Genomic DNA, 18,666 nt, shown 5'->3' with positions numbered 1-18,666 from the left:
ATAGGTGGACGACTTTTAAGCCGCCCGCAGCAGGACAATCCAGCCGCTACCGTGGACTAATTTTGCACCGCCGTTCTCACACGGGGTCCAAGCCCGTTCTGTGGGGCTCGTCCATCATCGGCTTTGGAGCCTATACATATACCAACTCGGCAAACAAATCCGCCGACTGGCCGCTGGTCGGGTTTTCCCCGCGCAAGGCCAATCTCACGCTCTATATCGTCCCCGGCTTCCGCCGCCATGCCGAACTGATGCAGCGTTTGGGGAAGCACACCACCGGAAAATCCTGCCTCTATATCAAGCGGCTGTCCGATATCGATCCGGGCGTGCTCGAAGACCTCGTCACGGCATCGGTCGCCTATATGCGCGAAACCTATCCGACCAGATAGCAAGAGACCGCAGCGCCGGGCGGACGACTGCGGTCTCCATATAACTTCCGCCGCGCTGTTGAGGGCTTGGGGGACTACAGCGGAAGCATGTCCGCCGGTGCATGGGCTCGTTTGCCAGTCCGACAGACGCTTCCAATATCGGCGCATATTGCGGCGACAAAAGGCCCAATCACCGAACTGTGATTTTTCGGCGCTACCATGGCGAGCCATTGCGCCGTTCGCGCTAAACTGGCAAGTCTGAGATAAAAATCAAGAACAAGAACAGGATGCCCCGATGAAACTCATTATGCCCGATCCGCTTCCCCTCAAGTCTTTCTCCGATCCCGTGCAGGCTTGGGAATATGTGTGCGAAATCTATGATCGCAATACGAGTTTCATCCGCGACCATCTGCTCAATCTGACCCGCGGAAAAGTCCCGCCGGGCAAGATCCGGGCGCTCTATCCGAAAGTGCAGGTTCTCTCGACCAGTTTCCAGCAAAACGCCAGTTCCCGGCTGGCCTACGGGTTCCTGCACAGCCCTGGGCTGTACCAGACGACGCTGACCCAGCCCAAGCTGTTCCACAAATATCTTATCGAGAATTTCTCGCTGATTTTGAAGAACCACGGCGCGCAGATCGAGGTTGGGCAATCCGATACGCCCATACCGCTGCACTTCGCCGTCGACCCCAAGGAGCGCGTTGAAGGCGACACGCTGCTCGATATCGGCGTGCCCCTGCGCGATCTGTTCGACGTGCCCGATCTGGCGCATGTGGACGACGAGATCGCCAATGGTACCTTCATCCCGCCCGCCGGCGGCCCCTACCCGCTTGCCGCGTTCACCGGGCCTCGGGTCGACTATTCGCTGCACCGGCTCAACCACTATACCGGGACCACTCCGGAGCACTTCCAGAATTTCGTGATCTTCACCAATTACCAGTTCTATATCGAGGAATTCACCCGCCTGGCGCATCAGTGGATGGCGGATGGGCACGAGTTCTACGAAAGTTTCATCGAGCCGGGCAATGTGATCACCAACAACGCGCGCATCGGCGGCGCGACAGAGGGCGTTCATCCGGTGCGCCAGCCGCAAATGCCCGCCTATCATCTGACCGCTCCCAATGGGCGCGGGATCACGATGATCAATATCGGGGTCGGGCCGTCCAACGCCAAGACGGCGACGGACCATATCGCGGTGCTGCGCCCCCATGCCTGGCTGATGCTGGGCCACTGCGCCGGTCTGCGCAATTCCCAGTCACTGGGCGACTATGTCCTGGCCCATGGCTATGTCCGGGAGGACCACGTCCTCGATGACGACCTGCCGGTGACGGTGCCCATCCCGGCGCTGGCCGAAATTCAGGTGGCCCTGCAGGAAGCCGTCGAGGAAATTACCCATCTCGAGGGGTTGGAAGCCAAGGCGATCATGCGCACGGGCACGGTGTTCACCATCGACAACCGCAACTGGGAGTTGCGTGACCAGAGCGAAATCATCCGGCGCCTGAGCCAATCGCGCGCCATCGCCCTCGATATGGAAAGTGCGACGATCGCTGCCAACGGTTTCCGGTTCCGGGTGCCGTATGGCACCCTGCTCTGCGTGTCGGACAAGCCCCTGCATGGGGAATTGAAGCTGCCGGGCATGGCCTCCGACTTCTACCGCACCCAGGTCAATCGCCACCTGCTGATCGGGTTGAAGGCAATGGAAATCCTGCGCAACCAGCCGATCGAGCGCTTGCATTCGCGCAAATTGCGCAGCTTCGCCGAAACCGCCTTCCAATAGAAAAGGGCGCCGCTGACGGCGCCCTTTGTCGTTCCTATTTGAGCGCCAAGCTCTCGTTGACGGTCACCGCCGTCATATTGACGATACCGCGGCTGGTCACCGAGGGCGCCAGAATATGGGCCGGGTGCCGCGTTCCCATCAGGATCGGGCCGACCGGCAGCGCGTTGTTCATCTCCTTGAGCAGGGTCAGGGAGAGATTGGCGCTTTCGAGGTTGGGGAAGATCAACAGGTTCGCTTCGCCCTTGAGGACGGAGTCCGGGATGTAGCGCTCGCGCAGCGTCTGGTTCAGGGCGAGGTCGCCCTGCATCTCGCCTTCGGCGATCAGGTCTGGGGCCACGTCCTTCAGCTTCTGATACGCCTCCTGCATCTTGGCCGAAGAGGTGCCGTCGCGCGATCCGAAGTTCGAATATGACAGCAAGGCCGCCTTGGCTTCGATGTTGAAGCGCTTGAGATGGTCGCGCGCCTGGAGCGTAATTGCGACGATCTCGTCGGCGCTCGGGTCCATGTTGACATAGGTGTCGGCGAGGAAGAACACCCCGCGCGGCATGATCAGCATGGAAAGTGCGGACACGTCGGAAACGCCATCGGAGAGGCCGATGACCGACTTGATATCGCGCACATGCTTGATATACCGGCCCTGGAGACCGCAGATCAGGCCATCGGCATCGCCGCGATTGACCGCGAGGGCCCCGATGACCGTCGTATTGGTGCGCACGATGGTGCGGGCGGTGTCGGGGGTGACGCCCGAACGCCCGACAAGGGTATGGAACTCGGCGACATATTCCTTGTAGCGGGGATCGTCCTCGGGATTGATGATCTCGAAATCCTTGCCCGGCGACAATTGCAGGCCCATGCGCTCGATGCGCTGCTCGATCACATAGGGCCGGCCGATAAGAATGGGCTGCGCCATTTTCTCTTCGAGGATGACCTGAGTGGCCCGCAGCACGCGCTCGTCCTCGCCATCCGCGAAGGCGATGCGCTGGCCCTGCTCCCTTGCCCTCTCCATCATCGGCTTCATCACCATGCCGGAGCGGAAGACGAAGCGGTTGAGGCTGTCCTTATAGGCTTCGAAATCCTCGATGGGACGCCGTGCAACGCCGGACTCCATGGCCGCCTTGGCGACCGCCGGGGCAATGCGCAGGATGAGGCGCTGGTCGAACGGATTGGGGATGAGATAATCGCGCCCGAAGGTGGAAGCGCCGCTGGGGATGGCTTCCAGCACCGGCTCATGCGCCAGCCTGGCGATCGCATGCGCGGCCGCGGCCTTCATTTCCTCGTTGATCTGCGTGGCGCCCACATCGAGCGCGCCACGGAAGATGAAGGGGAAGCACAGCACGTTGTTGACCTGGTTCGGATAGTCCGAACGCCCGGTGCAGATCATGGCGTCGGGGCGCACTTCCTGCGCGATCTCCGGCATGATCTCGGGCACCGGATTGGACAGCGCCAGAATCAGGGGATTCTCGGCCATGTCCTTCAGCATCTCGGGCTTCAGCGCACCGGCTGCCGAAAGGCCGAGGAAGATGTCGGCGCCGTCCATGACCTCGGCCAGGGACGTCTTGTCGCTGTCCTGGGCGAAGGCGCCCCGCCAGCGGTCGACCAGATTGTCGCGCTTTGTGGTGACCAGCCCTTCCCGGTCGGCGATCCAGATATTTTCGCGCTTGGCCCCGACGGTCATCAGCATGTTGAGGCAGGCGATGGCCGCCGCGCCGGCGCCGGAGGTGCAGATCTTGGCCTTGGCGATATCCTTGCCCGCCAGCTGCAGCCCATTGAGGACGGCGGCGGCGACGATGATGGCGGTGCCGTGCTGGTCGTCATGGAAGACCGGGATCGGCATGCGCTCCCGGAGGGCCTCTTCGATCTCGAAGCAGTCCGGGGCTTTGATGTCCTCGAGGTTGATGCCGCCGAAGCTGGGCCACAGGGGGGCCACGGTCTCGATGAACTTGGCCGGATCGAGCTCGTCGATCTCGATGTCGATCGAATCGATGCCGGCAAATTTCTTGAACAGGACGGCCTTGCCTTCCATCACCGGCTTGGAGGCCAGCGCGCCGATATTGCCCAAGCCGAGGACGGCCGTGCCGTTCGAGATCACCGCCACCATGTTGGCGCGCGAGGTATAGCGCGCGGCAAGGTCCGGGTTCTCCGCAATCTCGAGGCAAGGGGCCGCCACGCCGGGCGAATAAGCCAGGGCCAGGTCGCGCTGATTGGCGAGCGGCTTTATGGGCGCGATCTCGATCTTGCCGGGCTTTGGATACTCATGGAAATGCAGCGCGGCTTCTTTGAGCGCCTTCTGCGGATCACGCGGTTCGTCGGTCATGCCATCTCCTCGAATTGCGGCCTTTTACTGCCACCAAACCGGGCAAAATGAAAGGCTTGGCGTCAATCTTTCACATCGATGATTTCGGGGCCGGGAGCCAGGCTCAGGCGGCCACGTCGCGGGCGAGATTGCTCTGCCGATCCTGGGGCTTGAGGGCGTTGGCGAGGGTGAGGAACGGCGCGAGGGGCATGGGGCGCGCAAAGAGATAGCCCTGGGCGTTCACCACCCCCTTGGCCCGCAGGTACAGCGCCTGTTCCTGCGTCTCGACGCCCTCGGCAATGATGTCGATATCGAGTTCGCGCGCCATAGCGATCAATCCATCGACCACGGGGACGGGCTCGGATGGGTCCTTGATCATGTCGATGAAGATCTTGTCGATCTTGATGATGTCGATGCCAAGCGTCTGGAGATAGGCCAGGTTGGAGTGGCCCGTCCCGGCGTCGTCCATGGCGATTCGCACGCCCAGCTTGTGCATGGCCGTCATCACGCGGTTGGCGGCATTGCGGTCGTCGAGCGGACGGCGCTCGGTGATCTCGAACACCAACTGCCTGTAGGAGATGCCGCTGCCGCCGAACACCGATTGAATGTCGTCGACGACCGAGCCGTCGCGGAAGTGCCCTTCGAAGAGATTGATCGACACCTTGAAGTCGGGCACCTCGCTGCACAGGGTTTCGAGGTCGCCCCGCACCTGCTCCATCAGGCTCAGCGTCATGGGGATGGCGAGGCCGCTCACTTCCGCATAGTCGATGAAGGCGCCCGGCGGCACGATCTCGCCATTGCGCTTGACCCAGCGGATCAGGACTTCGCAGCCGGTCAGCTTGCCGGTCCGCAGATTGATCACCGGCTGGTAGTAGGGCTTCAATTCACCGGCCATTATGCCGCGTTCGAGATCGAAGGAGCGGATCTTGGTCCGGCGCGCAAACTGCAGGGCCAGGACCAGGATCAGGGCGCCCAGCAGGCACCCGCCTATGGTGAAGCCGACATCGAGTTGCGCATATTGGGCCCGCACCTCGGCGAACGGCACGCTGGCTTCGGCGCGCAGGGGAATGGCGTCCGCGAAGGATCGGGCGACGAGGTAGTTTTCGTTCCCCGTCACGGGCCGGCCGTGCTCATTGCCGCGCACCAGTATCGTCGTTCCATTGGTGAGCGAGAGTTGCAGCAGTTCGGCCGCGCCGAGCTGGGGCATGTCGGTCCGCATCAGGATGGGCGAGGCGAGGACGAAGGCCGAAATGCTGCGGTCGGGGCCGAAGGATTGCGTGAGCTTGAGCAAGGGGGCCGCATTGCCGTCCAGCGTCACGACGCTCAGGGATTCCGTGGCGCCGGGGATGGTCAGGTTTTCAGAATGCACCCGGTAGCTGACGGCCTGGCCGAATGCGGAGCAATATTGGATGCCATCGCGGTTCTCGACCACGATCTGGCGCAGGAAGGGATTGCCCATCAGTTCGGCGTTGACATTGTCCATGAAGGTCGCGGCGCAAAGCGAGGGGCTGTTGGCGACGATGTTGCGCAGCGATTGCAGGCCGTCCTGCACGGAAAGCTGGGAATCATGGGTGACGGCCGCCGCTATGCGCCGCAATTCGCTGGTCTCCCGTGCCCTGACATATCCGTCGAGCACAAAGTCGACTGCCACCACCGGCAGAAGGGCCAGCAGCGCGGTCAAGACCAGCAATATTTGCGAGATCCTGGGTCGCACGCCCTGCCCGATGGTTTGAAACTCTCAAACCACTTTAGGGTCAAGGCTTTAAGTGGGCATTAATACTGCCCACCAAGCGCGTTACGAGCTTTTCTTGTCCGCCGGCAGGTTCAGCCGCAGATGCAACTCGCGCAATTGCCTCGGGCTGGCTTCGCTGGGGGCGCCCATCAGGAGGTCTTCGGCCTGCTGATTCATCGGGAAGAGCGTGATTTCGCGCAGGTTCTGCACGCCGCACAGCAGCATGACGATACGATCGACGCCAGCCGCCATGCCGCCATGCGGCGGCGCCCCGTACTGGAAGGCCCGATAGAGCCCGCCGAACCGGTCCTCGACGTCCTGGCGCGAGAGCCCCACCTTCTCGAAGGCGGCGATCATCGTGTCGGGCTCCTGGTTACGGATGGAGCCGGAGGCGATTTCATACCCATTGCAGACCGCATCGTACTGATAGGCCTTGATCGACAACGGATCGTCGCCCGACAGCGCTTCCTTGCCGCCCTGCGGCATGGAGAACGGGTTGTGGGCAAATTCGAGCTTCTTTTCGTCCTCATCCCATTCGTAGAACGGGAAATCGACGATCCAGCACAGCGCGAAGCTGTCCAGATCGATGAGATCCAGATCGGTTCCGACCTTGGTGCGCGCCGCGCCGGCAAAGCTATGGAATTTGGACGGAACGCCACACACGAAGAAGACCGCATCGCCATCGGCGAGCCCGAGCTGGGTGCGGATGGCATCGGTCCGCTCCTCGCCGATATTCTTGGCGATCGGTCCCGAGCCCGCACCGTCCTTGAAGAAGATGTAGCCAAGACCCGGCTGGCCTTCGGACTGGGCCCAGGCATTCATGCGGTCGCAAAAGGCGCGGCTTCCGCCGGTCGGCGCGGGGATCGCCCAGACTTCGACCTTCGGATCTCCGGCGATCTGGTTGGCGAAGACCTTGAAGCCGGACCCGCGGAAATGCTCGGTCACGTCCTGCATCTCGATCGGGTTGCGCAGGTCGGGCTTGTCCGAGCCGTATTTGCGCAGCGCGACGTCATAGGGAATGCGCGGGAAATCCTGCGTTACTTTCTTGCCGTCGGCGAACTGTTCGAACACGCCGCGCAGCACGGGCTCCATGGTTTCCCAGATTTCCTCCTGGGTGACGAAGCTCATTTCCACGTCGAGCTGATAGAACTCGCCCGGCAGGCGATCGGCGCGCGGGTCCTCGTCGCGAAAGCATGGCGCGATCTGGAAATAGCGGTCGAACCCGGCCACCATCAGCAGTTGCTTATATTGCTGCGGCGCTTGCGGCAGGGCGAAGAACTTGCCCGGATGAATGCGGCTCGGAACGAGGAAGTCGCGAGCGCCTTCCGGCGACGAGGCGGTCAGGATGGGGGTCGAATATTCGCCAAAGCCGATATCCGTCATCCGGCGGCGCATGTCGGCGATGATTCTGGACCGCTTGACGATATTGGCATGCAGGGTTTCCCGCCGCAGATCGAGGAAGCGATAGCGCAGCCGGATATCCTCGGGATAGTCGGGCTCGCCGAAGACGGGAAGCGGCAGTTCGGCCGACTTGCCCAGGATTTCGATATCGCGAATGAACACCTCGACCTCACCGGTCGGCAGGTTCTTGTTGATGGTTTCGGGGGTGCGCGACTTCACCTCGCCATCCACCCGGATCACCCATTCGGCGCGCACGGTTTCCGCAAGGGAGAAGGCCGGCGAATCCGGATCGATGACGCATTGCGTCATGCCGTAGTGATCGCGCAGATCGATGAACAGCAATCCGCCATGGTCGCGAATGCGATGCACCCATCCCGAGAGCCGGGCAGTCGAGCCGACATCTGCCTTGGTGAGCTGGGCGCAGGTGTGCGAACGATAGCGATGCATCACGAACAAACTTTCGAAACGGAGTGGGAATTCGTGGGCGAAAAGCGCATGTGACGCCAGAAATGTCAAGCATGCAAAGCCATTGGCGGCAGGGCGGTCGGCTCCCCGCGTATGGCACGGCCTCGGCTCTCTCGGCTCAGGCGGCCAGCGTCACCACGACGGCACCGCTTCGCGTCGCGACGATCGTATGTTCGTACTGCACGCATGGCGCCTGGGGAAAGCTGACCAGCGTCCAGGGATCGTCGGAGGATTTTTCTTCCGCCATCTGGCCGCCCAGGGACAGGAAGGGTTCCACCGTGAAGACGAGCCCATCGGCGATGCGCCGCCGCTCTGAGCGGTCGGGCCAGGTCGGAATTTCGCCCGGATCGTCATGCAGGCCGTAGCCGATTCCATGGCTGGCCAGGTTGCGAAGCAGCGTATAGCCATTGCTGCCGGCAAATTTGCCGATGGCGTTGCCGATGTCGGCCAACCGCCCCCCTGCCCGCACGGCCCGAATGCCCGCCCACATGGCCTTCTTGCCGTCGCGGCAGAGTTTTTCGAGCTGCCGGTTGCCACCCGGCGGGACGATATAGGACGCGCCCGTATCGGCGAAAATACCGTCCTTTTCGGCCGACACATCGATATTGATCAAATCGCCGGCCGCAATGACCCGCTCGCCCGGAATGCCGTGGGCGACTTCCTCATTGACCGAGATGCAGGTGGCGCCGGGGAACTGATACGTCACCTCGGGCGCCGATCTTGCGCCCTGCTCCTCGAGGACCTTGCGGCCGATATCGTCGAGTTCCCTGGTGGTCATCCCCGGCTCGAGGGCCGCCGTCATGGTGTCACGCGCAATCGCGCAGATGCGCCCGATGGCCTTGAGACGGACCAGTTCTTCCTCGGTGGTGATGGTCATCCTAGTGCTTGAGCGCGTGGAAGCGCGCCAGCAGGCCCAGAGTCGAGCTGTCATGTTCGCCAGAGGACGCGGTGTCCTCCACCTCGGGCAACAAGGCCTTTGCCAGTTGCTTGCCCAGTTCGACCCCCCACTGATCGTAGGAATTGACGTTCCAGATCACGCCCTGAACGAACACCTTGTGCTCGTAAAGCGCTACCAGCTTGCCCAGGGTGGCCGGGTCGAGCTGGGAATAGAGTATGGTGTTGGACGGGCGATTGCCGGGAAAGACCTTGTGCGGGACGAGCGCCTTGATCTCTTCCTTGGAGAGACCGGTTCCCTTGAGATCGGCCGCCGCTTCCTCCTTGGTCTTGCCCAGCATCAGGGCTTCGGACTGCGCGAAGCAATTGGCCACCAGCTTGGCGTGATGGGGCGGCATCGCCTCGTGCGGATTGGCGGCAACGAGGAAATCGCACGGGATCACCGAGGTGCCCTGGTGGATCAGCTGATAGAAGGCGTGCTGGCCGTTGGTCCCCGGCTCGCCCCAGATGATCGGCCCGGTTTCCCAGCGCGCCGATTTGCCATTGAGGGTCACCGACTTGCCATTGGATTCCATGTCCTGCTGCTGCAGATAGGCCGGAAACCGCGACAGGCGCTGATCATAGGGCAGCACCGCATGGGTCGCGAAGCCCCAGGCATTGCGATACCAGACGCCAAGCAGGCCCATGATCACCGGCAGGTTCTCTTCGAGCGGTGCGGTGCGGAAATGCTGGTCCATTTCATAGGCGCCGCGCAGGAAGGCCTCGAAATTGTCGTAGCCGACGGCAATGGCCACCGGCAGGCCGATGGCCGACCAGACCGAATAGCGCCCGCCGACCCAGTCCCAGAACCCGAAAATACGATCCTCACGAATGCCGAAGGCCTGGCAGCCCTCGATATTGGTCGACACCGCGGCGAAATGGTCGTTGACGGCCTGTTCGCCCAGCGCGTCGGCCAGCCATTTGCGAGCCGAATGCGCGTTGGTCATCGTCTCGTCGGTGGTAAAGGTCTTGGACGCCACGATGAACAGCGTGCGCGCGGGGTCGAGGGTCTTCAGTGTGTCGTGGATATGGGCGCCGTCGACATTGGAAACGTAGTGGGCGTGCAGGTTCGGACGCATATAGGGCGCCAGCGCCAGCGTGACCATGGCCGGCCCCAGATCCGATCCGCCGATGCCGATATTGACGATATCGGTGAACTGGTCGCCCAGGGCGCCCCGGATCGCGCCGTCGCGGATGTCGTTGGAAAAGCCCTCGATGCGAGCCAGAACGTCCCGCACGCCGGCCATGACATCGGCGCCATCCACCAGCACCGGGTCGTCCCCAAAATAGCGCAGCGCCATATGCAGCACGGAGCGGTGCTCGGTGCTGTTGATCGGCTCGCCCGCCCACATGGCATCGCGACGCGCCTCGATATCCACATCGCGCGCAAGGTCGAACAGGGCCCGCATCGACTGGCTGTCGATGCGATTTTTGGAATAATCGAGCAGGAGATCGCCGGCGCTGACGGAATATGTCGAGAAGCGGTCGGGATCATGTACGAACAGTTCGCGCATTGTCGTGCGCATGAGCCGCTTTTTCTGCTGTTTCAGGCCCTCGAAAGCGGCTTTGCGCGCTTTGTTCGACATGCTTAAATCCCTATTCAAGCGCCGGCAAATCGCCCTTGATCCAGCCTTCGCGGACCGATGCGCAATATTGATCGAAAGTCGAATATTCAATCGCATTTCGCATGCCCGCCATCAACTCCTGATAATAGGAAAGGTTGATCTGGCTCAAAATCATGGCGCCCAATATCTCCTCGCACCGCACGAGATGGTGCAGGTAGGCGCGGGAAAAGCGGCGGGCGGTCGGATTGGGCGACGTCTCGTCCAAGGGGCGGGGATCGTCCTTGTGCCGTGCATTCTTGAGATTGACCACGCCAAAGCGCGTATAGGCATGCCCGTGGCGCCCGGCCCTCGTGGGATGGACACAATCGAACATGTCGATGCCCCGCGCGACCGCGCCGAGCAAATCGTCGGGCTTGCCCACGCCCATCAGGTAGCGCGGCTTCTCGGTCGGCAGATGGGGGGTGATCTCATCGAGAACGGAAAACATCACGTCCTGGGGTTCGCCGACGGCAAGCCCGCCAACGGCGTAGCCATGAAAGCCGATCTCGATGAGGTGTCGCGCTGAGCGGGCGCGGAGATGGTGATTGTCGCCGCCCTGGACGATGCCGAACAGCGCCCTGCCCTTGGCGTCGTTGAAGGCCTGCTTCGAGCGTTCCGCCCAGCGCACGGAGAGTTCCATCGCCCGGTTAAGCTCGTCCTCTTCGGCCGGCAGGCTCACACATTCGTCAAGCTGCATGATGATATCGGAATCGAGCAGCTTCTGGATTTCGATGGAGCGCTCGGGCGTCAGGCTGTGGGACGAGCCGTCAATATGGGACTTGAAGGTGACCCCCTGCTCGTCGAGCTTGCGCAGTTTGGCGAGGCTCATCACCTGAAAGCCGCCGGAATCGGTGAGGATCGGACGGGGCCAATCCATGAAGTCGTGCAATCCGCCCATGCGGGCCACCCGCTCGGCGCCGGGGCGCAGCATGAGGTGATAGGTGTTGCCCAGAACGATATCGGCCCCGGTGTCCCGCACCTGCTCGGGATACATGGCCTTGACGGTCCCGGCGGTTCCCACCGGCATGAAGGCCGGTGTCCTGATGTCGCCGCGCGGCGTGTCGATCTGCCCGCGACGGGCCCGGCCATCGGTGGCTTGAAGGGTAAACCGAAAATCCTGTGTCATTGGTCCGGCCGAAAAAGAAGCGAGGAGTCGCCGTAGGAATAGAAGCGATATTGGGTATCGATCGCGTGCCTATAGGCTTTGTGCATGGTCTCCAAGCCGCAAAATGCGGAAACCAGCATGAACAGCGTCGAGCGCGGCAGGTGAAAATTGGTCATCAGCACATCGACGACCCGAAACGGGAAGCCGGGGGTGATGAAGATATCCGTTTCGCCGGCAAACGGTTCGAGCGTACCGGTCTTTTGGGCCGCGCTCTCGAGAAGCCGCAGGCTGGTGGTGCCGACGGCGACGATGCGGCCGCCCCGCTGTTTCGCCGCCGTGACCCGCGCGACCACCTCGGCAGAAACGACGCCCCATTCCGCGTGCATCCTGTGGTCTTCGGTATCGTCTGCCTTCATGGGCAGGAAGGTGCCGGCCCCAACATGAAGCGTTATATATTCGATGCTTACGCCGATCTCTTCCAGTCTTTTCAGAAGTTCAGGCGTAAAGTGCAAGCCCGCTGTAGGCGCGGCGACGGCGCCGTCATGCTCGGCATAAACGGTCTGATAATCGGTCTTGTCGCGATCTTCCAGCGCCCGCTTGGCCCCGATATAGGGCGGCAATGGCATGGCGCCGCGCGCCTTGATGGCCTCATCGAGCCGGGCATCCGACAGATCGAAAGCGAGGGTGACCTGGCCCTCTTCGATCGCCGTCACCGTAGCCATCATCTCATCGAGGCCGTCGATTTCGGACGTCGCGCCGAAAGCGATACGATCACCCGCTTTCAGGCGCTTGGCTGGTCGGGCAAAGGCAAGCCAGGTATTGCCGTCGACGCGCTTATGCAGATTGACGGAAACCGAGGCCGAAAACGCCTCCCGATGGCGGATGCCTTTCAATTCCGCAGGGATGACCCGCGTGTCATTGACTACGAGAACATCCCCGGGTCGAAGAAGACCATCGAGATTGGACACTGTGCGATCCGACAGCATGCCTTTTTCGTCCACCACGAGCAGTTTTGCACTGTCGCGCGGCGAAGCCGGATGCAGCGCGATGCGGTCCTCGGGCAGTTCGAAATCGAAAAGATCGACTTTCATTACGCTACACTCAAAAAATGAACCCCGGCCATCGCCGGGGTTCTAGCCTGCCAATACAGGGAATGCAAAATCATTGGCGCGGCAAATATCAGGCCGCGTCGGCCGCGACTTTCATCGAGACGATCTTGTCCGGATTGCGCACGGGTTCGCCTTTTTCGAGCTGATCGACAACATCCATGCCTTCGATGACCTTGCCGAACACCGAATACTGGCCATTGAGCCAGGAGGCTTCGTCGAAGCAGATGAAGAACTGCGAATTGGCCGAGTTGGGATTGGCCGCGCGAGCCGCGGAAACGGTGCCACGCACATGCTTTTCCTGGCTGAATTCGGCCTTGAGATCGGGCTTGTCCGAACCGCCGGTGCCGTTGCCCTTGGGGCAGCCGACCTGGGCCATGAAGCCGTCGATCACGCGGTGGAAGACGATGCCGTCATAGAAGCCTTCGCGGGTCAACTCCTTGATGCGGTTGACATGTTCGGGTGCGAGGTCGGGGCGCAGTTCGATGGTGACCGTGCCCTTGGTCGTCTCCATTATGATGGTGTTTTCCGGATCCTTGATATCGGCCATGTTTGGTTCCTTATTGTCGATTATTGGGCTTGTGTGACGCGAAGCGACACCATTATGTCGGGGTCGGTGACAGCGCCATTGGCGCTGGCCGGGCCTTTCTTGAGGCCGTCGACCAGATCCATCCCCTCGATGACATTGCCGAACAGGGTGTACTGGCCGTTGAGGTGAGGAGAGTCGGCGGTGACGATGAAGAACTGCGAGTTGGCGGAATTGGGATCCATGGAACGAGCCATGCCGAGCGTTCCGCGAACGAAGGATTCATTGGAGAACTCCGCCGCCAGATCGGGCAGGTCCGATCCGCCGGTGCCATTGCCGCGGGGATCGCCGGTCTGGGCCATGAAACCATCGATGACGCGATGGAATTTCAGCCCGTCGTAAAAGCCGGAATTGGCCAATTCTGTCATCCGCGCCACGTGCTGGGGCGCCAGGTCGGGCCGCAGGGCGATGGTGACCTCGCCGGTCTCCAGGGTGAGGATCGCGATCGGCGCGTCGGCGGGAATTTCCGCTGCAGGCGCTTGCGCATTGGCGGGCGTTTGCCCAAACGGCAGATAGGGCCATGCCAGCATGACCGCGAAAAGGCCCACCAGGGCAAAGACCAGCGCGCCGATTGGACGGCTGGCGGTTTTTTGGGCGTGTCTTGCCATCATTGCTCCAGAAGTTTGAGGACGGCGCGCGGGACGAAGGGCGTTATATCCCCGCCCATCTGCGAGATCTGGCGCACCAGCGTTGCGGAAATATGGCGCACATAAGGACTGGCCGGAACAAAGACCGTCTGGATGTCGGGCGCCATCTGGGCATTCATGCCCACCATCTGCATTTCATAATTGTAGTCGGTCGTATCGCGCAGGCCGCGAATGACGATGCCGGCGCCGAACCGCTGGGCCGCCTGCACCATAAGCCCGTCGAATTCGACGATCTCGATGGCGACACCCTTGCGCGTCCCGATCGCTCCCGCCGTCTCGACGAGCAGGCTGCGCCGCTGATCGACCGAGAGCATGGGCTGCTTGGCGGCGTGCATGCCGATGCCGACCACCAGCCTGTCGACGAGTTTGCAGGCCCGCTCGATTACATCGAGATGGCCATTGGTGACCGGATCGAAGGACCCAGGATAAAAGCCTACGCGTTCGCTCATGTGCCGGGTTTTCTCATGGGTGGGGAAAGAGCGCAAGCGGCATGGAGGACCATGCCGCTCGTTGATCAGGCCGGATCGCTGTCGGTTTCGGCTTCCGGGTCGTCGCCGTGCTCGGGTTCGCTGATCCGCTCAACCGAGACCACCTTCTCATCGGCGGCGGTGCGGAAGACGGTAACGCCCTGGCTCGAGCGCCCGACGATCCGGATGCCCTCGACCGGAACGCGGATCACCTGCCCGCCATCGGTCACCAGCATGAGCTGGTTCTCGTCCTCGACGGGGAAGGAGCCGACGAGCTTGCCGTTGCGGGCGTTGACCGCCATGGCGACGATGCCCTTGCCGCCGCGCCCGGTCACCCGATACTCGAAGGACGAGGTGCGCTTGCCGAAGCCCTTTTCGGAGATGGTGAGGACGAATTGCTCCGCCGCGCTCATGGCCGCATAGCGTTCCTGTTCCAGCGGCGCATCGCCGGACCCTTCATCGTCCGTCTCCCCGCCATCGTCGGCCTCGCCGCGAACCGCGCGGCTCATCTTGAGATAGGCGGCGCGTTCGTCGGCGGTCGCCTCGAAATGCCGCAGGATCGACATGGCGATCACGTCATCGCCCTCGGCGAGATTGATGCCCCGCACGCCCGTCGAATCCCGGCCCTTGAACACGCGCACATCGGTGATGGCAAAGCGAATGCACTGGCCGTTGGCGGTGGTGATGAGAATATCGTCGGTCTCGGACGCCGTCTCGACGCCGACAATGCCGTCGCCCTCATCGAGCTTCATGGCGATCTTGCCGTTCTGGCGAACCTCGACGAAATCGGAAAGCTTGTTGCGGCGCACATTGCCCGATCGCGTCACGAACATGACGTCGAGGCTGGCCCAGCTTTCCTCGTCCTCCGGCAGCGGCATGATCGAGGTGATGCGCTCCCCTTCCTCGAGCGGAAGCATGTTGATCAGGGCCTTGCCGCGCGCCTGCGGCGCCGCGACCGGAAGCCGCCAGACCTTCATCTTGTAGACGATGCCGCGGGACGAGAAGAACAGCACCGGGGTGTGGGTATTGGCCACGAACAGCCGCGACACGAAATCCTCGTCGCGGGTCGACATGCCCGAACGTCCCTTGCCCCCACGCCGCTGGGCGCGATAGGTCGAAAGCGGAACGCGCTTGATGTAGCCGGCGTGGGAAACCGTCACCACCATGTCTTCACGCGCGATCAGGTCCTCATCGTCCAGATCGCCGGCGAATTCGTCGATCGTGGTGAGACGCGGGGTGGCGTATTGCTCCCTGATTTCGGAGAGCTCGGCACGGATGATGCCGAGAACGCGCTCGCGCGACCGCAGGATGTCGAGATAGTCCTTGATCTGCTCGCCCAGGGCGTTGAGTTCATCGCCGATCTCGTTGCGGCCCAGGGCCGTGAGGCGCGACAGGGTGAGGGCAAGAATGGCGCGGGCCTGTTCGTCGGACAGCCGGAAGGTCCCGTCCGCATTGGTCTTGTGCCGGGGATCGTCGATCAGGCTGATCAGATCGATCACATCGGCCGCCGGCCAATCGCGCTCAAGCAGCTTTTCGCGCGCCGTCGCCGGATCAGGCGAGGAACGGATCAGGCGGATCACCTCGTCGACATTGTTGACGGCCACCAGAAGCCCGACCAGCACATGGGCACGGTCACGGGCCTTGTTGAGCAGGAACCGGGTCCGACGCGTGATCACTTCCTCGCGGAAGTCGAGAAACGCCTCGAGGATGTTCTTGAGCGGCATCAGTTCGGGCTTGCCGCCGTTGAGCGCCACGAAATTGCACCCGAAGGAGGTTTGGAGCATCGAGTAGCGGTAGAGCTGGTTGAGCACCACATCGGCGACGGCGTCGCGCTTGATCTCGATGACCACCCGCATGCCCTGGCGGTCGGATTCGTCTCGGATGTCGGCGATCCCCTCGATGCGCTTGTCGCGCACCATCTCGGCGATCTTCTCGATCATCGTGGCCTTGTTCACCTGATAGGGAATCTCGTGAACGATCAGGGCTTCGCGCTCCTTGCGCACCTCCTCAACGGTGACGCGCCCACGCATGAGCACCGACCCCCGGCCGGTCTCATAGGCCGAGCGGATGCCGGACTTGCCGATGATGATGCCGGCGGTGGGAAAATCCGGCCCCGGCATGATTTCCATCAGTTCATCGACGGTGATGGCGGCATTGTCCATCAGCGCCAGACAGGCGTCGATCACCTCGCCCAGATTGTGGCTGGGGATATTGGTGGCCATGCCCACGGCGATGCCGCCGCCGCCATTGACCAGCAGGTTGGGGAAGCGGGCCGGAAGCACGGTGGGCTCCCTTTCGCTCGCATCGTAGTTGTCGCGGAAATCGACCGTATCCTTGTCGAGGTCGTCGAGCAGGGAGTTGGTGACCTTTTCCATGCGCGCTTCGGTGTACCGCATGGCGGCGGGCATATCGCCGTCGACCGAGCCGAAATTGCCCTGCCCGTCGATCAGGGGCACCCGCATGGAGAAGGTCTGTGCCATGCGGACCAACGACATATAGACGGCATCATCGGAGTGCGGATGATATTTACCGATCACGTCGCCGACCACGCGTGCCGACTTGCGATAGGGCTTGTTGTGTTCATAGCCCTGCTCATGCATGGAGAACAGGATGCGGCGATGCACGGGTTTCAATCCGTCGCGAACGTCGGGAAGCGCGCGCGAAACGATCACGCTCATGGCGTAATCGAGATAGGACTGGCGCATTTCGTCGGAAATCGAGACGGCATTTATGCCCGAGGGCAGGATGTCACCCGAATTGTCTTCTGGCGTATCGGTCACGATGCTCGTTTCTGAGACTGATTCTTCTGGACATCGGTTTATGCGATTCCGATGAAAGAAGCCAGTTTGGCGCCCGATTGTGGTGTTCCCAAACCACACTTATTCCGCAAATGGCGCCCATTGATATCGATTACACAATGTCTCTTGCGAAGGCGCCGGCAATCGGTTGAATGACGGCCAGCCTTTTTGCCTTTTTACGAGTGATCCCCATGTCCGGCATAAGTTCCTCCCGGAGCGCAGCGCCGCTTCGTTTCGGCGTGCGCCCCGATCGCATCGCGATTTCGCTGCTGTTTCTGACCAATGGATTCCTGATCGGCAGTTGGGCGCCCAAAATTCCCGTGCTCATGGGGCGGCTCGGCATCTCGGAATCGACGATGGGCATGTTCATCCTGGTGTTCGGGCTGGGATCGATCGTCATGATGCCGATCATGGGAGCGCTGACGGCCAGGAACGGCTCGGCGCTGGTGCTCAAAGTCGCTTCGGCCCTGGTCGTGCCGTTCCTGCTGCTGGTAACGCTGGCGCCCGATATCGTCACCACGGCGATCGCCATCGCCGCCTTTGGCGGGTTCACCGGCGGCATGGACGTCGCCATGAACACCAATGCCGTCGCGGTGGAAAAGCGCATGGGGCGGGCGATCATGTCGTCCTGCCACGGTTTCTGGAGCCTCGGAGCGCTGCTGGGCTCCGCCCTGGGCGGGCTGCTCCTGGGATCGGTGGGGGAACTGGGCCATGCTGTCATCCTGACCATGCTGGCGGCAGCGGCGGTGTTCTTCGCCCTGCCCATGCTGGCCGAGGACCAGCCCAGCGCGGAAGAGAGGTCGAAGACCAGATTACGCTTCCCCTCCTCGCCCCTGCCCTATCTCGTCGGCATCATGGCGCTGTTCTCGATGATCCCCGAAGGCGCCATCCTCGACTGGGGCGCGCTCTACCTGCAGCGGGACCATGGGGCCAGCATCGAACTGGCGGCGCTGGGTTTCGCGGCGTTCTCCGCCACCATGGCGATCATGCGATTTGCCGGCGACGCCATTCGCCAGCGGCTGGGCGCAGTGCGCACCTTGCGCATCTGCGGATGCTTCGCCCTCGTCGGCATGATGCTCGGCGCGCTCGCCCCTTCGGCCGAACTGGCCATTGCCGGCTTCGCCCTGGCGGGGATCGGCATCTCCAATATGGTGCCCATCGCCTTTTCCGCGGCGGGCAACCTGCCCGGCGTGCCGTCTGGCATTGGGCTCTCGATCGTGACGGTCACCGGCTATTCGGGTATTCTCGTCGCACCCTCGGCGATCGGGTTCATCGCCGAGCGGACCGGGTTCTCGCCGGTATTGTTCGGCACGGCCCTGCTGGTGCTGGTCACGCTGGCCCTGTCGCGACTGGCGCGATACGGGAACTTCTCCATCGAGTGAGCGGGAAC

General features: G+C 62.2%; 15 protein-coding genes. 3 read left to right on the top strand and 12 right to left on the bottom strand.

Features of this window, described 5'->3' with window-relative positions:
- Nucleotides 1-62 precede the first annotated feature (62 nt).
- Both DVH29_RS07700 and DVH29_RS07695 read left to right on the top strand, forming a co-directional pair.
- The gene (locus DVH29_RS07700) at nucleotides 63-386 is read left to right on the top strand and encodes a DUF1801 domain-containing protein (RefSeq protein WP_245944915.1); all 324 of its coding nucleotides are present in this window, start codon (nucleotides 63-65) and stop codon (nucleotides 384-386) included.
- A 274-nt stretch (nucleotides 387-660) separates the two neighbouring features.
- Nucleotides 661-2,139 carry an AMP nucleosidase gene (locus tag DVH29_RS07695; protein ID WP_114645580.1) on the top strand — a complete coding sequence of 493 codons (1,479 nt, stop codon included), beginning with the start codon at nucleotides 661-663 and terminating at the stop codon, nucleotides 2,137-2,139.
- A gap of 34 nt (nucleotides 2,140-2,173) precedes the next feature.
- Here DVH29_RS07695 and DVH29_RS07690 read toward each other — a convergent pair whose 3' ends face one another.
- The 12 genes from DVH29_RS07690 to DVH29_RS16585 all read right to left on the bottom strand — a co-directional run bounded on the left by DVH29_RS07690 (nucleotide 2,174) and on the right by DVH29_RS16585 (nucleotide 17,640).
- On the bottom strand, nucleotides 2,174-4,453 hold the full coding sequence (locus DVH29_RS07690) for an NADP-dependent malic enzyme (RefSeq protein WP_114645579.1): 2,280 nt from the start codon (nucleotides 4,451-4,453) through the stop codon (nucleotides 2,174-2,176).
- A 103-nt stretch (nucleotides 4,454-4,556) separates the two neighbouring features.
- Nucleotides 4,557-6,122 carry an EAL domain-containing protein gene (locus DVH29_RS07685; protein WP_114645578.1) on the bottom strand — a complete coding sequence of 522 codons (1,566 nt, stop codon included), beginning with the start codon at nucleotides 6,120-6,122 and terminating at the stop codon, nucleotides 4,557-4,559.
- A 105-nt stretch (nucleotides 6,123-6,227) separates the two neighbouring features.
- The gene (gene aspS, locus DVH29_RS07680; RefSeq protein ID WP_114645596.1) at nucleotides 6,228-8,012 is read right to left on the bottom strand and encodes an aspartate--tRNA ligase; all 1,785 of its coding nucleotides are present in this window, start codon (nucleotides 8,010-8,012) and stop codon (nucleotides 6,228-6,230) included.
- 136 nt (nucleotides 8,013-8,148) lie between these two features.
- Nucleotides 8,149-8,907, bottom strand: coding sequence for a type I methionyl aminopeptidase (map, locus tag DVH29_RS07675; protein WP_114645577.1), 759 nt, complete (start codon nucleotides 8,905-8,907; stop codon nucleotides 8,149-8,151).
- Nucleotide 8,908: 1 nt separating this feature from the next.
- The gene (pgi, locus tag DVH29_RS07670; RefSeq protein ID WP_114645576.1) at nucleotides 8,909-10,549 is read right to left on the bottom strand and encodes a glucose-6-phosphate isomerase; all 1,641 of its coding nucleotides are present in this window, start codon (nucleotides 10,547-10,549) and stop codon (nucleotides 8,909-8,911) included.
- Between the two features lie 10 nt (nucleotides 10,550-10,559).
- Nucleotides 10,560-11,693 (bottom strand): tRNA guanosine(34) transglycosylase Tgt, encoded by a 1,134-nt coding sequence (gene tgt, locus DVH29_RS07665; protein ID WP_114645575.1) that lies wholly within the window; start codon nucleotides 11,691-11,693, stop codon nucleotides 10,560-10,562.
- Nucleotides 11,690-12,763 carry a tRNA preQ1(34) S-adenosylmethionine ribosyltransferase-isomerase QueA gene (queA, locus tag DVH29_RS07660; RefSeq protein WP_114645574.1) on the bottom strand — a complete coding sequence of 358 codons (1,074 nt, stop codon included), beginning with the start codon at nucleotides 12,761-12,763 and terminating at the stop codon, nucleotides 11,690-11,692. The genes tgt and queA overlap by 4 nt, the downstream gene beginning before the upstream one ends.
- An 88-nt stretch (nucleotides 12,764-12,851) precedes the next feature.
- Entirely contained in the window at nucleotides 12,852-13,328 is a 477-nt protein-coding gene (locus tag DVH29_RS07655; RefSeq protein WP_114645573.1) for a peptidylprolyl isomerase, read from the bottom strand.
- 20 nt (nucleotides 13,329-13,348) lie between these two features.
- Nucleotides 13,349-13,972: a peptidylprolyl isomerase gene (locus tag DVH29_RS07650; RefSeq protein WP_114645595.1), complete on the bottom strand. Its 624-nt coding sequence runs from the start codon at nucleotides 13,970-13,972 to the stop codon at nucleotides 13,349-13,351.
- Nucleotides 13,972-14,460, bottom strand: a complete 489-nt coding sequence (gene coaD, locus DVH29_RS07645) for a pantetheine-phosphate adenylyltransferase (RefSeq protein WP_114645572.1) — start codon at nucleotides 14,458-14,460, stop codon at nucleotides 13,972-13,974. The genes DVH29_RS07650 and coaD overlap by 1 nt, the downstream gene beginning before the upstream one ends.
- Before the next feature lie 65 nt (nucleotides 14,461-14,525).
- Nucleotides 14,526-17,258: a DNA gyrase subunit A gene (gene gyrA / locus DVH29_RS07640; protein ID WP_281270812.1), complete on the bottom strand. Its 2,733-nt coding sequence runs from the start codon at nucleotides 17,256-17,258 to the stop codon at nucleotides 14,526-14,528.
- Between the two features lie 130 nt (nucleotides 17,259-17,388).
- Nucleotides 17,389-17,640, bottom strand: a complete 252-nt coding sequence (locus DVH29_RS16585; protein WP_245944921.1) for a hypothetical protein — start codon at nucleotides 17,638-17,640, stop codon at nucleotides 17,389-17,391.
- Between DVH29_RS16585 and DVH29_RS07635 the strand changes: the two genes are divergently transcribed.
- Entirely contained in the window at nucleotides 17,531-18,658 is a 1,128-nt protein-coding gene (locus tag DVH29_RS07635) for an MFS transporter (RefSeq protein ID WP_245944919.1), read from the top strand. The genes DVH29_RS16585 and DVH29_RS07635 overlap by 110 nt on opposite strands.
- Nucleotides 18,659-18,666 lie beyond the last annotated feature (8 nt).

Source organism: Pelagibacterium lacus (assembly GCF_003345525.1).
GTDB classification, from domain to species: domain Bacteria; phylum Pseudomonadota; class Alphaproteobacteria; order Rhizobiales; family Devosiaceae; genus Pelagibacterium; species Pelagibacterium lacus.
This window is presented reverse-complemented; position numbering and strand designations above follow the sequence as displayed.

Bases quoted from the DNA above. Each gene is read 5' to 3' on its own strand.
- DVH29_RS07695 (WP_114645580.1), top strand. From the start codon at position 661: ATGAAACTCATTATGCCCGATCCGCTTCCCCTCAAGTCTTTCTCCGAT.
- DVH29_RS07690 (WP_114645579.1), bottom strand. From the start codon at position 4,453: ATGACCGACGAACCGCGTGATCCGCAGAAGGCGCTCAAAGAAGCCGCG.
- aspS (WP_114645596.1), bottom strand. From the start codon at position 8,012: ATGCATCGCTATCGTTCGCACACCTGCGCCCAGCTCACCAAGGCAGAT.
- map (WP_114645577.1), bottom strand. From the start codon at position 8,907: ATGACCATCACCACCGAGGAAGAACTGGTCCGTCTCAAGGCCATCGGG.
- pgi (WP_114645576.1), bottom strand. From the start codon at position 10,549: ATGTCGAACAAAGCGCGCAAAGCCGCTTTCGAGGGCCTGAAACAGCAG.
- tgt (WP_114645575.1), bottom strand. From the start codon at position 11,693: ATGACACAGGATTTTCGGTTTACCCTTCAAGCCACCGATGGCCGGGCC.
- queA (WP_114645574.1), bottom strand. From the start codon at position 12,763: ATGAAAGTCGATCTTTTCGATTTCGAACTGCCCGAGGACCGCATCGCG.
- DVH29_RS07655 (WP_114645573.1), bottom strand. From the start codon at position 13,328: ATGGCCGATATCAAGGATCCGGAAAACACCATCATAATGGAGACGACC.
- DVH29_RS07650 (WP_114645595.1), bottom strand. From the start codon at position 13,972: ATGGCAAGACACGCCCAAAAAACCGCCAGCCGTCCAATCGGCGCGCTG.
- coaD (WP_114645572.1), bottom strand. From the start codon at position 14,460: ATGAGCGAACGCGTAGGCTTTTATCCTGGGTCCTTCGATCCGGTCACC.
- DVH29_RS16585 (WP_245944921.1), bottom strand. From the start codon at position 17,640: ATGCCCATCGTCGATTCCGAGATGCCGAGCCGCCCCATGAGCACGGGA.